The organism is Bacillus sp. FSL K6-6038 (assembly GCF_038050455.1).
GTDB lineage: Bacteria > Bacillota > Bacilli > Bacillales > Bacillaceae_G > Bacillus_A > Bacillus_A pseudomycoides.
Genome location: NZ_JBBOUH010000001.1, coordinates 868,532 through 884,303 on the forward strand (window position 1 = coordinate 868,532; position 15,772 = coordinate 884,303).

At 36.1% G+C, this 15,772-nt stretch carries 15 protein-coding genes; 11 read left to right on the forward strand and 4 right to left on the reverse strand.

Annotated elements, in window-relative coordinates; all coding sequences use genetic code 11:
- The first annotated feature begins 7 nt into the window (after positions 1-7).
- The 5 genes from NSQ40_RS04445 (at position 8) to lhgO (ending at position 3,530) form a co-directional block, all read left to right on the forward strand.
- Positions 8-361: a DUF3870 domain-containing protein gene (locus NSQ40_RS04445; RefSeq protein WP_098188256.1), complete on the forward strand. Its 354-nt coding sequence runs from the start codon at positions 8-10 to the stop codon at positions 359-361.
- A 130-nt stretch (positions 362-491) separates the two neighbouring features.
- Positions 492-632, forward strand: coding sequence for a hypothetical protein (locus NSQ40_RS04450; RefSeq protein ID WP_003195556.1), 141 nt, complete (start codon positions 492-494; stop codon positions 630-632).
- A gap of 109 nt (positions 633-741) precedes the next feature.
- A complete protein-coding gene (locus NSQ40_RS04455; protein WP_098101226.1) occupies positions 742-999 on the forward strand; it encodes a hypothetical protein in 258 nt (85 codons plus the stop codon).
- A gap of 287 nt (positions 1,000-1,286) precedes the next feature.
- Positions 1,287-2,225, forward strand: coding sequence for a glutarate dioxygenase GlaH (gene glaH / locus NSQ40_RS04460; RefSeq protein WP_098114292.1), 939 nt, complete (start codon positions 1,287-1,289; stop codon positions 2,223-2,225).
- 72 nt (positions 2,226-2,297) lie between these two features.
- Entirely contained in the window at positions 2,298-3,530 is a 1,233-nt protein-coding gene (lhgO, locus tag NSQ40_RS04465) for an L-2-hydroxyglutarate oxidase (protein WP_003195561.1), read from the forward strand.
- A gap of 901 nt (positions 3,531-4,431) precedes the next feature.
- On the opposite strand, the gene NSQ40_RS04470 is transcribed toward lhgO, so the two are convergent.
- The 3 genes from NSQ40_RS04470 to NSQ40_RS04480 are packed head-to-tail and all read right to left on the reverse strand — an operon-like array spanning position 4,432 to position 7,401.
- Positions 4,432-5,082 (reverse strand): response regulator, encoded by a 651-nt coding sequence (locus NSQ40_RS04470; protein ID WP_033796868.1) that lies wholly within the window; start codon positions 5,080-5,082, stop codon positions 4,432-4,434.
- The gene (locus tag NSQ40_RS04475) at positions 5,051-6,514 is read right to left on the reverse strand and encodes a HAMP domain-containing sensor histidine kinase (RefSeq protein WP_041488284.1); all 1,464 of its coding nucleotides are present in this window, start codon (positions 6,512-6,514) and stop codon (positions 5,051-5,053) included. The genes NSQ40_RS04470 and NSQ40_RS04475 overlap by 32 nt, the downstream gene beginning before the upstream one ends.
- Positions 6,511-7,401: a substrate-binding domain-containing protein gene (locus tag NSQ40_RS04480; protein WP_033796870.1), complete on the reverse strand. Its 891-nt coding sequence runs from the start codon at positions 7,399-7,401 to the stop codon at positions 6,511-6,513. Before NSQ40_RS04480 ends, NSQ40_RS04475 begins: the two co-directional genes overlap by 4 nt.
- Positions 7,402-7,813: 412 nt before the next feature.
- Here NSQ40_RS04480 and pgtP point away from each other — a divergent pair, with 412 nt between their 5' ends.
- From pgtP to NSQ40_RS04500, 4 genes are all read left to right on the forward strand, one after another.
- A complete protein-coding gene (pgtP, locus tag NSQ40_RS04485; protein WP_003195572.1) occupies positions 7,814-9,172 on the forward strand; it encodes a phosphoglycerate transporter PgtP in 1,359 nt (452 codons plus the stop codon).
- Between the two features lie 262 nt (positions 9,173-9,434).
- Positions 9,435-9,839 carry a hypothetical protein gene (locus NSQ40_RS04490; RefSeq protein ID WP_341286065.1) on the forward strand — a complete coding sequence of 135 codons (405 nt, stop codon included), beginning with the start codon at positions 9,435-9,437 and terminating at the stop codon, positions 9,837-9,839.
- 821 nt (positions 9,840-10,660) lie between these two features.
- Positions 10,661-10,828 (forward strand): hypothetical protein, encoded by a 168-nt coding sequence (locus tag NSQ40_RS04495; RefSeq protein ID WP_170957053.1) that lies wholly within the window; start codon positions 10,661-10,663, stop codon positions 10,826-10,828.
- Between the two features lie 379 nt (positions 10,829-11,207).
- Entirely contained in the window at positions 11,208-11,840 is a 633-nt protein-coding gene (locus tag NSQ40_RS04500) for a type 1 glutamine amidotransferase family protein (protein WP_098158805.1), read from the forward strand.
- 208 nt (positions 11,841-12,048) lie between these two features.
- On the opposite strand, the gene NSQ40_RS04505 is transcribed toward NSQ40_RS04500, so the two are convergent.
- On the reverse strand, positions 12,049-13,446 hold the full coding sequence (locus NSQ40_RS04505) for a sigma-54 interaction domain-containing protein (RefSeq protein WP_258248607.1): 1,398 nt from the start codon (positions 13,444-13,446) through the stop codon (positions 12,049-12,051).
- A gap of 202 nt (positions 13,447-13,648) precedes the next feature.
- Between NSQ40_RS04505 and NSQ40_RS04510 the strand changes: the two genes are divergently transcribed.
- A complete protein-coding gene (locus NSQ40_RS04510) occupies positions 13,649-14,653 on the forward strand; it encodes a proline racemase family protein (protein ID WP_050780592.1) in 1,005 nt (334 codons plus the stop codon).
- 366 nt (positions 14,654-15,019) lie between these two features.
- Complete coding sequence (locus NSQ40_RS04515; protein ID WP_033796871.1) at positions 15,020-15,769, forward strand: plasmid pRiA4b ORF-3 family protein; 750 nt, start codon at positions 15,020-15,022, stop codon at positions 15,767-15,769.
- The last annotated feature ends 3 nt before the right edge of the window (positions 15,770-15,772 follow it).

Here is a 15,772-nt window from a genome sequence, read left to right on the forward strand (position 1 = left end):
GATGAACATGCGTAAAGGTACTTTTTTCATGGCAGGACATTCGAGGCTTCCGAAAGGGATGGCTGTACGGAGTGTCTATGAAACATTAACAATTACAATAGAGGCAGATCACAAATATCACGTTATTATTGAAGCGTCATGTACCCTTGCTACTGAACATGGAAGAGACTTTATTGCTCAAATGTTAAGAGGACATAGTTTACGAGATGGCATTGAAGAGATCACGCAAGAAATCTCGTATCACTATCAAGGAAAAGCACAAAATGCGATTATTAGTGCGGTAAAAGATTTGTATCGCCAATATACAAGCTATGTAAACGGCGAAAAGCCACAAGAAGAAGATGAAGAAACAAATCTATAACAAACTGTCTAGTTTATTACGCTTTACTTTCTAAAGAGCATTCATAAACAAGAGCCAGTTATATTTCAGCTTATTTGATGAGCGAAATATAACTGGCTTTTTTATTTTTATCTAATGAGGAGGAAAGAATATGTCAAAATCAAACGAAGATGTAAAACAAAAAAGAGGCTGTGCGGAAAATGGAGTGGTGAAACCTTGTAACATGTGTAAAGCATGTGGCCGAGAGAAAGAAAACGAAAAGTACATGTCAAAGGAGAAGAAGGTTCTTTGAAATTCAAGAATTATAATAAACAAATATAGTGTCAGCTCTTACCGCTTCATATACAATAAAAGTAGGATTGCTCTTCTACTAAAGAGCAGTTTTAGAAGGAGGGAATGAGATGGAGAAAATGAAAGTAGAGTTTGAAGTAAAAGGATTCGGTGAAGAAAAAGTATTAAATGTTGATGACGCTTTTAAAAGTATTGAAATTGCAAGAGTAAACGGTTTATCAAAAGATACTACATTAGGCGAATTGGAATCCATTTTAAAAGCTATGTTTGATGAAGTTGAAAAAAATTATGAAAATCCACCACAATTCACTGGAAGAATTACGATTCGAGCAAAGAAAGAGAATGCTGAAATTAAGTATTATGGCTAACTCTAACTGCATGGAAATAAATAATAAAAACATATTGACAGTATAAATATTTTGAATTATCATTTAATTATAAAGTGATAAGATCCATATGAGAAATTAGCCTTCTCTATATCCGATCTTCATTTTCTGTTTTGCACATATTTTCATAAAAAAACTGTCTATTATTACTGTACTTTAAGAGATTAAAGAACACTCGTAATTTAAAGCCAGTTGTACGTTTTCTACGATTTGTATTGTAGATGCGTATGACTGGCTTTTTCGTTTATCTAAAAAAAGGAGGAAATAAGATGTCAGTGATTACAGAGCAAGTAGTGAAGATGAAGTTTGCAAAGAAATATGAGGGGTATGAAATTGTTCCTCATCCAGAACATAAACGTTTGTATCATATTGTGTTAGATCAGCAATTGCTTCAGCACTTTTTCGCAGAGGTAAAAGAACATTCGGAGCAATCATTACAATATATTCCGTATTCTCGCTTCATCCTTGCTGATCAAATGAAAAAATTCTTTGGTGAATCGTTTATGGAAAATGTTCGCGGTATTATTCACGACCGGGAAACAGGCGGGTTTACAATTGGTGTACAAGGCGAAACGATAGATGCAGGAGACTATGTGAAATTTGCAACGGCATTAACACATTTAATTGGTACACCTAACTTTGATGCAATGACAGGAACGTACTACGCGAGATTTAATGTGAAAGATACAGATGGCAGTGATTCTTACCTTCGCCAAGCATATCGATTATTCACGCTTCATACAGACGGGACATTTGTTGACGAACCGACAGATTGGCTCCTTATGATGAAATTTGAGGAAAAGAATGCGGTAGGGGGCGAATCACGTTTACTTCATTTAGATGATTGGGAAGAGCTTGAGAAGTTTCGAAAACATCCACTCGCATCTGTCAAAATCACATACAAAGCACCTCCAAGTAAAAATGCGCAGGAAATCGTCTACCGTGAAACGTTTTTTGATGTAAACAATGCACCGTGTATTTGCTTTATTGATCAATTCGTTTATCCGGACAATATTGAACAGGCAACATATTTGAAAGAACTATCACACTCTGTGGAAAACTCTCCAGCAACGCACGCATTAAAATTGCCAGTTGGAGATCTCGTTCTATTAAACAATCTCTTTTGGATGCACGGGCGCGCTCCTTTTGAGAAAAACAAAGATTTATATCGAGAGCTCATGCGCCAGCGCGGTTGTTTTTCTAAATAATATATGTGGCGGGCCTTACAACAAGGCCTGCCTTTCCTAATATAGGGGATACAGACATAAGGGGGAAGTTAAATGTATGATTTTCTAATTATCGGCGGAGGAATTGTCGGCCTTTCAACTGGAATGGCCTTAACGAAAAAATTTCCTCATGCCAAAATCGCAGTAATCGAAAAAGAGGACGAACTTGCGCATCATCAAACAGGACATAATAGCGGTGTTATTCATTCCGGTATTTATTATAAACCGGGCAGCTATAAAGCGAAATTTGCGAAAGAAGGAAACGCAGCGATGGTGGAGTTCTGCAAAGAAAATGGCATTGCCTATGACATGTGCGGCAAGGTGATCGTGGCGACAGAAAAAGAAGAAATTCCTCTTTTACATAATCTGTATGAAAGAGGCCTGCAAAATGGGTTACGTATTTCGAAAATCGACAAAGGAGAACTAGCGGAAATCGAGCCTCATGTAAAAGGATTAGGAGCCATTCGCGTTCCTTCCTGCGGCATTGCCGATTATAAAGGAGTTAGTCATGCATTTGCACGTTTCATAGAGGAAAGCGGGGGAGAAGTACACTTAGGCACAAAAGCAGAACAAATTTTTGAACACAAAGATTTCGTTACAATCGAAACAAACAAAGGCGCCTTTGAAACGAAATTTCTCATTAACTGCGCCGGACTACATAGCGACCGAATCGCCAAAAAAACAGGAATACTAACAGACATGAAGATCGTCCCGTTCCGAGGCGAATATTATGAACTCGTTCCAGAAAAGCGTCACCTTGTAAAACACTTAATTTACCCTGTTCCAAACCCAGACTTTCCGTTCCTTGGTGTTCACTTTACAAGAATGATAAATGGGGACGTACATGCAGGGCCAAATGCAGTACTAAGTTTCAAGCGCGAAGGCTACACAAAAAAAGACTTTAACATAAAAGACTTCATGGAAACAATGACATACGCCGGCTTTTGGAAAATGGCAATGCCAAACATGAAAGAAGGCATGAAGGAAATGATTCGTTCTTTTAGTAAACAATCCTTTCTCAAAAGCTTGCAGCGCCTCATACCAGAACTTACAGAGAAAGATATCGTTCCGACCCACGCTGGTGTAAGGGCGCAGGCGATTTTATCTAATGGGAATATGGTAGATGACTTCTGTATTATCCCGGGCATAAACTCTATGCATATTTGTAATGCCCCGTCTCCAGCGGCAACGGCGAGTTTGAAGATTGGGGAGGAGATTGTGGGGAAGGTGCCGGATGTGGTTGTGGATCGAGTGAGTTCGGATGGGATGTTTCGGGTGAAGGTTTAGATAGGAGGAGGCTACCTTTTGGGGTGGTCTCTTTTTTGTTTAAGATGAGGGTGATATTATCCCCTTAAGGTAGACAGTGTAAAAAGACCATGAATAAACATGGATGCTACACTTTTACTTGGAGGGGATTTTATTATGGTTAAAAAAGGGATAAATTTCAAACTTATTCAGATGAATTAAAGATACAAGTTGTAAAAAGTTATTTAAATGGTGAGGGCAGCCAAATAGCTTATGTAATATTGCATATTAAAATGTATTGATATATATGTAAGCGCTTACTATAATAAGAGTATAAAGATTTACAACATCTTACTATACAAAATAAGAGGAGGAAATAATATGGCAATCGCAATGGCAGTTTTAAAATTTGTAGGTGGAATCATCCCATTAGTAGCAGAACTTTTAAAAGCAGTAATGTAAGTTCATTACCTTACTATACAAAATAAGAGGAGGAAATAATATGGCAATCGCAATGGCAGTTTTAAAATTTGTAGGTGGAATCATCCCGTTCGTAGGAGAGCTTTTAAAAGCAGTAATGTAAGTTCATTATCTTACTATACAAAATAAGAGGAGGAAATAATATGGCAATCGCAATGGCAGTTTTAAAATTTGTAGGTGGAATCATCCCGTTCGTAGGAGAGCTTTTAAAAGCAGTAATGTAAGTTCATTATTCCGCAATTGCAATTATATGTAAAAAATATCATACAAATGATCTGTATATCAAGAATGGATTGATGTGCAGATCATTTGTGTGAGCAAACTTTAAACAAGAAAAAGAATCCCAGAAATCATAAGGGATTCTTTTTCTTTATGTCTTCGGAAACTTTGCAACAGAACCTAAAAAAGCTATATGATAAGGATGTCGGAAGAGATAAGATCTTTTATAACATACATTACCCCGTTATATCATGTTTATTAAATTATACTTTATGGCATATTGAACAAGTTCACTTTTTTTAGAAAGATTAAGTTTGTTCAACATTCTCGTCTTATGAGTATCAACCGTTTTTATACTGATAGTTAATTCTTGAGCAATTTCAGACAATGAAAATCCTTTAACAAGAAACTGCAATACCTCCCGTTCACGTGGGCTTAGAATTACATAAGGATTTCGGGACTCTGTTTCGTTTTGCAATCTTTTTAGCATCGTTGAAATTTCCTTTGGGCGAAGGTATAGGTATCCATCCATTACGGAATCAATAGCAGTGTATAATTCTTCATCTACGGCTGCTTTAGGGACGTAACCTGAAGCTCCCGCGTTCATGATTAATGTTATATAGTCTTCGTCTTCGTGCATGGTGAGCACTATGACTTTCGCTTGTTCATAACGTAATTTAATCTCTGTGAGAACTTGGATTCCATCTAAGCGCGGCAAAGATATATCCAATATCAGAATATCGGGCCTTAAAATGTCGTAAAGCCGGAGTGCTTCAAGTCCATCAGAGGCTTCACCTACAACTTTTAAGGACGGTCTTTTTTGCAATAGTAGTTTTAAACCTGATCTCATCAAGGCATGGTCATCAACTAGCATTATGTTGATTGTCTTTTTCATCATGACACCCTTCTCTCTGTTTTAATGGGATAGACACCCTAACTTCGGTCCCACCGATATTGTGAGTTTTGATAAAAAATGAACCATCCAGTAATTCGGCTCTTTCCTTCATTCCATATATTCCGATCCGATTTTGCTGGCGAGCTTTTTCAAAATCGGTCTCACGTATACCGTGACCGTTATCATGGATGCTCAACTCGATAGAACAATCCTTGATTTCCATGTTAATCACAATCTCAGTTGCTACTGTATGTTTCACTACATTGGTAAGACTTTCTTGAACAATTCGGTATAGTGCTACAGCAGTATGACTATCTATGGCAGCAATGTCATCATCGGGAGCGTGTAGAATTACAGTAAGAGCGAATTTTTCTTCAAACTTTCTTGCATGTTTCCTTAATGCCGGAATTAAACCTATATCATCAAGGATGGGTGGTCTTAATTCTACCGCTAAATCTCTAATTTCTCGCAAAATACTTGCCGCAGTTTCTCGGCTTACATTAAGTAACTCCTGTTGCTCGATATCTTTAACTTCATTAGCCAAAATCCGCATTGTAACCATTAGAAAAGTAAGGGCTTGGCTTGTTTCATCATGAAGTTCACGAGAAATTCTTTTTCTCTCCTCCTCATGAGCGGATAATAATTTCAAAATCAACGTATCTCGAAGGGCATCCTTTTCTTGAAGTTCCTTCAATAATTTTTCTACTGCAGTGCTGGAACTAATTAGGTTGTCAGCCATTTCATTAAAAGCCCGTGCTAATTTTCCAACTTCATCGTCACTCTCTGCTTTAGCCCTTAAGGATAAATTACCGGCTGATATGCCTGTTGCTGTATCAACTAAACTATTGATTGGTCGAGTAATGATACGAGTCACATAATAAGCTATACCTGCAGCCCCCATACAGACCAAAAATGTAGCAATAACCAATTCTATTATTTTAGTAAAAATATAGCTTTTCGCCTGTTTTTCTGCCATTCCAACTCTAACAAATCCTACATCTCCCTCTTCGATTGGAACCAGTATGTCATGGATATTTCCTTCATCTGAGGTTAGTATAGCGTAATTTCCAGTATTGATATCATCAGGCTTATGTGCGTTTAATATTCCTTTCGGTAAGTGTTTGGAGAATGTATTTCCGACAAGAACATTATTATTGTTAATGACCAGTATATAACGAACGTCTTTGTTAGCTTCCTGTGCCCGGGTAATGAGAAGATGAATCGAATAGTAGTCATCAGTCAGAATGTAATCCGAAGACAATGCCGCAATATTTTCAGCAATATTTACACCACGTTTTTTAAGGTCCTCTGTCATGATTTTTGTGAGTGATTCCCAAATGATACATCCCAATACTAGAGCGAGAAAGAGTAGCGAAACGAATATAGCTCCAAATATCTTTTGGTTTATTTGTAATTTATTCATCCATTTCATAGGTGACCCTCATATAATTGGGGTTCAAATGGAACAAAACGATCAATGAACAGTCCCTGAAACGCTGGTTTTATTATTTTTTGTTCGTGCATAGAAATGAAACTTTCCTTGATAATTCGCTTCTCTTCATCAGGTAAATTACTGCTGATGACAACAGGACCGGTACCAATCGGTTCCGTTTTTTCAATAATTTTCAAATCCTTAATCAGTTCTGGATTTTTAAGTTTGGTACGCTCAAAGACTAAGCTATCAACAGCTGCAGCGTCAACAACACCATTTATCACAGCGCTTAGGGAGCTTTCATGATTATATGTAAAAACATAACGACCAAAGAAATGCTCAGGCGTTTCACTTAATTCAGCTAATTTTTTCCTCACAAAAATATATCCGGAATAACTGGTTGGATCGCTAAAAGCAATGTTTTTCCCTCTTAAATCATGTATACTGGATAGTTCATTTTTGCGGTTTACGACGACATAACCATAATAATATGGAACTCCCATTCGCTCTTGCATGGCAATTGCTTCAAGTCCTTCAACATGTCTGTAGGTAATATATGCTCCTGTTGAAAGTATGGCTATATCAGCACCTCCATTCATCATCAACATACTAATTTCATTATAACTCTTGCGCTGAATTAGAATTGCAGGTCTATGAAGCTTCTCTCCGATATAGTTAGCTATTTTCCTATAGTACATAATTGTATCAGTCGGTGATAACACACTTGAAATTGCGATCCGTACAGGAGAGGGCTTGTCACCTTGTGAACTAACAGGCATGGTGTCAGATTCGGAGAAAATAATTTGAGGGCTTGAACGCTCATGCTGACATCCCATTGAAAGTAAAGTAATAAGCAATATAAAAAAAAGCCTCAACCAATTTATCATACTTTCCTCCATTCTTGCAGGCGAGGGATTTATGTAATATGTGAAAATACCCTAATTGAATCCGATTTACCGAATCCTACTCGATTCAGGGTTTTCAAAATTTATATTTATATATTACTTCAGAACGATCCACGAAATCTATGGAAGATTGTATACAAAACTACTATTTATGTCGAAGGTGTGACAGCAAATAGCCATAAATGGTTTTATGTAGGATATTATCTTACATAAAATCAGATATTTGCTGATAGTTTAACGAGTTGACATATAAGATAATTTAACAAAGGAGGGATGATATAACACAAGTATTTTTGAAAACGTTTCCGACAAGTTGGCCTCTATTGAAATACTAAATTTCATGCCAATCTAAGTTTTTTCCGTAAATCAAAGTAAAGAAATCGAGGTAGATAGTATGTTCTCATTTTTGAAACCTAAAATCGCTACTACAAAAATAGCATCAGACCAGGTTCAAAAAACCTATAGGCTTTTCCGGCTACAATCTTTATTAGGCGTGTTCTTCGGTTATATAGCTTACTATATAGTACGTAACAATTTTGCCTTATCTACTCCTTATCTGAAGGAACAACTCAATCTTAGTGCCACAGAAGTAGGATTATTAAGCAGTTCCATGCTTATCGCTTATGGAATTAGTAAGGGTTTAATGAGTAGTATAGCAGACAAAGCTAATCCTAAAAGGTATATGGCGCTTGGTTTGCTTCTGTGCGCTATGGTCAATATTATGATGGGCTTCAGCACCGCATTCTGGATGTTTGCAGTTCTCGTTGTTCTCAATGGATTTTTTCAGGGAATGGGAGTTGGACCTAGCTTTATTACTATTGCAAACTGGTTCCCGCGTAAGGAAAGAGGAACTGTCGGTGCCATATGGAATATTTCGCACAATATAGGTGGAGGCATCGTAGCGCCTATCGTTGGTGTCAGTTTTGCTATGTTAGGCTCCAATCACTGGCAAGCGGCAAACTACCAGGTTCCGGCTGCAATAGCTATTGTTATGGCAATGGTGATACTAACCCTTATTAAAGGCTCACCGGTAAGCGAGGGCTTGCCTCCGTTAAGCGAAATCATCAAGGATGAACCCGATTCGAAAATGCAACAAAGGGCTGATTCCAAACCGCCAGTAGACATGAATGCTTGGCAGATTTTTAGGAATTATGTTTTATTTAACAAAAATGCATGGTTCGTTTCCTTGGTAGATGTTTTTGTTTACATGGTTCGTTTCGGCATTATAAGCTGGTTGCCCATTTATTTGTTGAATGTAAAACATTTCACTAAAGAAGAGATGAGTGTTGCCTTTTTATTCTTTGAATGGGCAGCCATTCCTTCTACTCTTCTGGCCGGTTATCTATCAGACAAGTTATTCAAAGGGCACCGCATGCCGCCAGCAATCATTGCTATGACATTGATATTCATCTGTATCATTGGTTACTGGCAAAGTACATCTTTACATTGGGTCACTATTTTCGCTGCTATTATTGGATGCTTGATTTACATTCCGCAGTTTCTGGCTTCAGTACAAACTATGGAGGTGGTTCCACCTTTCGCCGTTGGTTCCGCGGTTGGTTTGCGAGGTTTTATGAGTTACATTCTAGGTGCATCTTTAGGTACTACACTCTTTGGTGTAATGGTTGACAAGGTAGGATGGAATGGTGGTTTCTATGTATTACTAGCGGCAACTGTATGTTGCATCATATGCTGCATATTGACCCATCGAGGAGCAAAAGAATTCAACAAAAAACAGGTACTTCAATCCTGAAACAACTATATTCTGAGGATATTTCCATTATACAGTACTCAAAGTCAGTGTGCTGCTCAACGTAACCAATTTGGTGTCGATGCAGATATAAAGGTGATCAAATTGCAAACAGAGGCGTATATCATAGATAAAAAGACAATAGCCCTAGGTAGCCTTGAGCATTTAGAACCAGAAGATGAAAAAAAATCAGAGGAAATTGGCAACGCTCTTGGCCTATTATTGGGAAAAAATCTATTCACATTTCAGATATACAGTTAAGGAAGTGCAGAAATTGGTGGATTTTCCAATTAAAAAACCAACTTATACAGCAAAAGGCTATGAGCTAAAGAAGGAAAAAGTTGATACAGATATTACACTTGGAAAATCAAAACCAATTATTAATTCAAGATATAAAAAAGGGGAGTTCAGTTATACGATTTATCAATCAGCGATTATGGAAAAAGGAAAGGATCCATTTTACTTTTGGGTTAATGACAACGATAAGATAGAACATTATGAGCTCAAAGGGGCTAAATTCACCTTTGCAAAGACGATGGGAAGTAATGTAAAGGGTATTAAGATGATTGTTCCAGCAAAAGGAAAGGACAGTTCCTATCAAATTGTAATCATTGATGATATTTTAAATAAGGCTGAATTAGAGAAAATCATGATTTCCTTTTTGAAATAAAAAATAGAGTCTCAAGAAAAGAATCTTGAGACTCTATTTTTATTTGAGTTTGAACGAAATCTTCATGTGTTAAAAGAAATTAATAATCTATAAAACAAAAAAGTGAGATGGAATTTTTGTTTTGGGGGTACTTCAAAATATTAGCTTGATGGGCATGTGGTATATCAACTTAAGAAAACAAATCCACCCTAAAACGAAAAAAGTGAACTTAATTATCATGAATAAATGCGGCGTGAAAAGTGTTGTTAGGGGCATATTTCAAAATCTTAGAGAGAATAAAAAAAGATATTGTCATATTCTTAAATCTATAATATAATGAATTTACATAATTCTTAATATTCAGAAATTAAGAGAGGGGGAATTATTATGACAATCGCAATGGCAGTTTTAAAATTTTTAGGTGGATTAATTCCAGCCATACAAGAGCTTTTAAAAGCATTTATGTAAGTTCATTATTCCGCAATTATTTATAAAAATTATCATTTGTGTGAGCAAAGTCCCTTTAGCATTATGAAGGGACTTTTTAAAATTTCTACATACTTGAGGTTCCGTCACATCAACATCAAGTTAAAAAATTGGTTATTTCCAAAATGAAAAAATGAGATTAATTCTTATAATTTTGTACGCTAAGCACATTCAAACCTAAAAAAGGTCAATTTCCCCGTTAAGAAATCGACCTTTTTTATTTTCACTTATGAAATCTTACAAAACTGTCATCTTTATGTAAGGTTATTAGATAGTTCAACTATTATTTCAATGTAATAATAAAAGTATAAGAAATACATACATAAAAAAATATATTGTAAAGAGGTAACCATACGATGATTTTAAAAATAGCATTTATCCTTTTTGGAGTAATCTTAGTATTATGGGGTATATATAGTACGAAAACATATGAATCATTTTTAGATAAAATCACTGGAATAGGACAGCTTTTAGGAGGAATTACATGTATAATTGCTGGAATTTTATCCTTTATAATTAAATAATTTATATATAAAAGAAGACCGAGATAGAAAACAATCTAGTTCGGTCTTCTTTTTCATTTAATCGAAAGTAAACTTTGAAATATTAGTTTACTTTCAATACACTTGTTAACTAAATATTTTTCTTTAACAAAATAAGTTGATTTTTTCTATCCCTCGTGAATTTCTTTAATGCTTTTTCCTTCTAAAATAAAAAAAGGGCCTTATTAAGGATCTTTTTTTTATCTACTCGTTAACTTTTTTCATTTTACTTACAAAAAGACTTATTGAAGTTCTGTCGGAATTAATAAAATTTCATCAAGTATGATAACTTCCCTGACGTTAGCTGTCAGGGAAGTTATATTATAATAGGCTATATCAATTGTGATTGGAGTGTTATTGGATGCAAACAAAAAAAGTTTATCTTTATGTATTTAATACAATGTCAGACTGGGAATATGGATATTTAATTGCTGAACTAAACTCAGGAAGATATTTCAAAAAAGATTTAGCACCTTTAAAAGTAGTTACAGTAGGAGTTAATAAAGAAATTATTACTACGATGGGAGGACTGAGCATAAAACCAGATATTTCCCTTGATGAATGTACTCTTGAGAGTAAAGATCTTTTAGTTTTACCTGGAGGGAATACTTGGAGAGAGGATATTCATCAACCTATCTTGAAAAAAATTGGCGAAGCTTTAAAGCTTGGCACTATTGTTGCTGCAATTTGTGGTGCAACTGAAGGCCTCGCGAATATGGGATACCTAGATTCTAGAAAGCATACAAGCAATAACTTAGAGTATATTAAAATGGTCTGTCCTAATTATAAAGGAGAAAAATTTCATGAGATGGGACCTGCGGTATCTGGTGAGAATTTGGTTACTGCATCAGGAGTAGCTCCTCTGGAATTTGCGATGGAAGTACTGAAAAAATTAGATGTATTTGCACCAGATACATTACATTCATGGTATAATCTAAATAAGACTCATAAACCTGAATACTTCTTCCAGTTAATGAATTCAATAAATAGATGAGCTAAAAAAATCAACTTAGCAGTTTTATATTAGTTTAAATAATTACTATGCTTTAGGTGATGTCAAAGCATGGTTTTTGTATATAACTTAAAAATGTTTATGGAAGTAAAAAACTTACAAAGCACTCCTGAAGTTGTTATAAATAGAAACTTGAAAACCCTGAATTATGGCCTCTTTAATAAAGTCCATAATTCGGGGTTTTGATGTATTAAATATCCGTTTTATCAAAAGTAATCCCATATTTTTTGATTTTCTTATACAAATTAGCGCGCGACATTCCTAATTTTTTCGCCGTAATGCTTTTATTCCCATAAGTCTGTTGCAAAGTTTGAAGAATGCGTGTTTTCTCAAGACTTTCTCTTTCATCAGTGAGTGAGGGCATAGCTTGGTTAACAGGTGGTGAAAAAGATTTTGCTTGCGGCAGTAGCTTGAGAATGTCTGATTCGTATATTTCGTGGCCTTCGTGAAGGACAATCAACCTTTCTATAATATTACGTAACTCGCGGATGTTACCTGGCCAAGAATATTTATTTAATCGTTCGGTTGCCTTTTGATGAACGAAAGGAGTTGATTTGTTATATTTGAAAGAAAATTCTTTGAAGAAATGATGAGCTAAGTAGGAAATATCGTCCGTTCGTTCCCGAAGTGGAGGGATGCAGACAGTAAATACGTTGAGTCGATAAAATAAATCAGATCGGAAGGTTCCGTTTGATACCATATCTTCTAATATACGATTCGTTGCGGCGATAATTCTGACGTTAATTTTTTTCGGTGTTTGTCCTCCGATTCGATAAATCTCTTTTTCTTGTAACGCTCTAAGTAGTTTCACTTGCATATCAAGTGGGAGCTCTCCTACCTCATCTAGAAATAAAGTACCTCCGTCTGCTAATTCTATTTTTCCAGGTTTTCCTCCTTTAGCACCTCCAGTATATGCGCCTGATTCATAACCGAATAATTCACTCTCAAACAAAGCGTTGGGAATGGCACCGCAATTAATCGGAATAAATGCTTTTTTACTTCTTAAACTCGCCTTGTGGATCGCTTGTGCAAAAAGCTCTTTTCCAACGCCGCTTTCCCCAGTAATCAAAATCGTCGCATCTGTCTTCGCTACTTTTTTCATGTCATGAATGATGTGCTGGATTGTCAAGTTATTTCCTTTTATATTGCTGAAGGGATCGTCTCTATTATTTTGAATCATTTGTTGTTTTAGTTGCTGAAGTTCTTCAGATGTAGAGGTTAACTTTTCGTTTAACTTAATCGTAGCGGTAATATCTTTTTCTACGGACATAGAACCAATCAGTTCATTGTTCTCATTATAAATTGGAGTTGTGTTAATCAATACATGCTTATCTGGTTGCGGGAGGTGATAAATATCCCGAACAGGTTGCTGATTCTCAAGAACTTTTAAATTCATAATATCTTCTTTTAAGAAAAATTCCTGAACATTCCTTCCGATAATCTTTTCCTTCTTTATGTCATACATTTTTTCTGCTGCTTCATTCCAATAAAGCATTATCCCTTTCGTATTTACAATAGAAATGGCTTCTTCTACAGAAGAGAGAAGTGTATGCAATGTAGGAATCGCAAAGGTATCAGATTGTTTCATAACATATCCCCCAATGATTTTAAATCGTATACAAAAGTAGACACTCGTAGACGGATTTGTTGCTAAAAGGATACAACTTTTTTGAAACAATGTAAACGAAATTGATTGAATGTTAATAATATTAGGTTAATTTTCGTTTGGCACGATACTTGCTAATAAAAAAGCAAGACACTTTTAAAATACAAACATGGAGGAGATAGGAATGAAGATTAGCAAAATATACACAACAATTGACGCACACGTAGCGGGGGAACCATTACGTATTATTACAGGCGGAGTGCCGGAGATAAAAGGGGAAACGCAATTAGAAAGAAGAGCTTATTGTATGGAGCACTTGGACCATCTTCGCGAAGTTTTGATGTATGAACCGAGAGGGCATCATGGGATGTATGGTTGTATCATTACGCCGCCGGCAAGTCCTCATGCTGATTTTGGGGTATTGTTTATGCATAATGAAGGCTGGAGTACAATGTGCGGTCATGGAATTGTCGCTGTCGTCACAGTAGGAATTGAAACGGGTATGTTCGAAGTGACAGGCGAAAAGCAAAAGTTCATTATTGATAGCCCTGCAGGAGAGGTTATTGCGTACGCAAAATATAGTGGAAATCAAGTAGAATCCGTATCATTTGAAAATGTTCCTTCTTTTGTTTACAAGAAAGATGTTTCTATAAAAATTGATAGCTATGAATTTCAAGTAGATATTGCTTTTGGAGGAGCATTTTATGCTGTTGTAGACAGTAAAGAACTTGGTTTGAAAGTGAATTTTAAAGATTTATCAGCTATTCAAACGTGGGGCGGAAAAATTAAACACTACATTGAAAGTCAAATGGAGGTAAAACATCCTCTCGAAGAAGATTTAAAAGGAATATACGGCGTTATCTTTTCAGATGAACCAAATGAAAAAGATGCAACGTTACGAAATGTAACCATTTTTGCTGATGGGCAAGTAGATCGATCTCCGTGCGGCACAGGCACTTCCGCAAGACTTGCAACTCTTTTTGAAAAGGGTGCCTTGCAGAAGGGAGAAAGTTTCATCCATGAGTGTATCACTGACGGACAATTTGCCGGAGAAGTACTGTCAGTGACAAAAGTAGAGGAATACGAGGCGGTTATTCCAAAAGTTACTGGCCAGGCGTTTATTACAGGGTTTCATCAATTTTTATTGGACCCAAGGGATCCGCTGAAGCGAGGGTTTTTATTGGCTTAATGTTTGATGGAGAGGTTGCCTGTTGGGGTGGCCTCTTTTTTATTTGGGGTTGGGGGGCGGAATTTGTCGGCTGGTCGATATGTTGCGTCGAATCGCTGATATATTGGATAGAATGTTCGATATCATTTTATTTAGATGAATATAAATTGTAATCCAACAATTTAGCTTTGAAGGAAAAGTAGAGTGGCATATGGAACAAAATAAACATGGTGAAATATGCTATTATCTTCATATAAAAGTGCGCAAAAAAGATACCGTGGCAAGAGTGGAAGTGGTGTATCTGGTGGAGAGTTCATGATGGCTATATATTTTGTGTATTGTTTATAATGACTTTTATAAGCTATGAAAAAAAGAAGGTGTTTCAATATGTTGATAAACAAAATCGTATTAGATCTGATTGGGGAAATTAAAAAAACTGATCTTTGGAGAGTAATGCCTCCTGCTGAAAAGGAACGTTTAGAAGAAATTATAAAGTTTGTCGGTGGACAAGATATAGATAAAGTAAGAGAGGGAAAGCCTGTGAAACCCGCTATCTATCAATTTAAAGTTACATTAAAGGGAATTCGCCCACCGATTTGGAGAAGATTTCTGATCGATAATCAAATGACATTTGTAGAGTTACATGACATTATTCAAATTGTAATGGGATGGCAAAATTCTCATTTATATCGTTTTGACACTGGAGATGCGTATGTTGAAATCCAAGACGATTCATTTGATTTCTTCCCATCTTCTGTTGAAACATACGATGCACAAGAAACACAGGTAGGAGAATTAATAACAGAAGAAAAACAAAAATGTGTATATACATATGACTTCGGTGATGATTGGGATCACCAGCTAGTACTAGAGAAAATATTACCAATTGATGAGAAGATTACTGTTCCTACATGTCAAAAAGGAAAACGTGCATGTCCACCTGAAGATTGCGGAGGCGTTTATATGTATAACGAAATCCAAACCGCATTAAAAGGTGAAGATGAGCTAGACGAAGGAATGGAAGAATGGCTCGGAGAATTTGATCCAGAGGAATTTGATTTGGCGTTTGTTAATGGGGTTTTGGAGATGTATGCTGCTGGGGAAGTAATATATGGTGGAAATGATGAGGGAGAGTGAGGG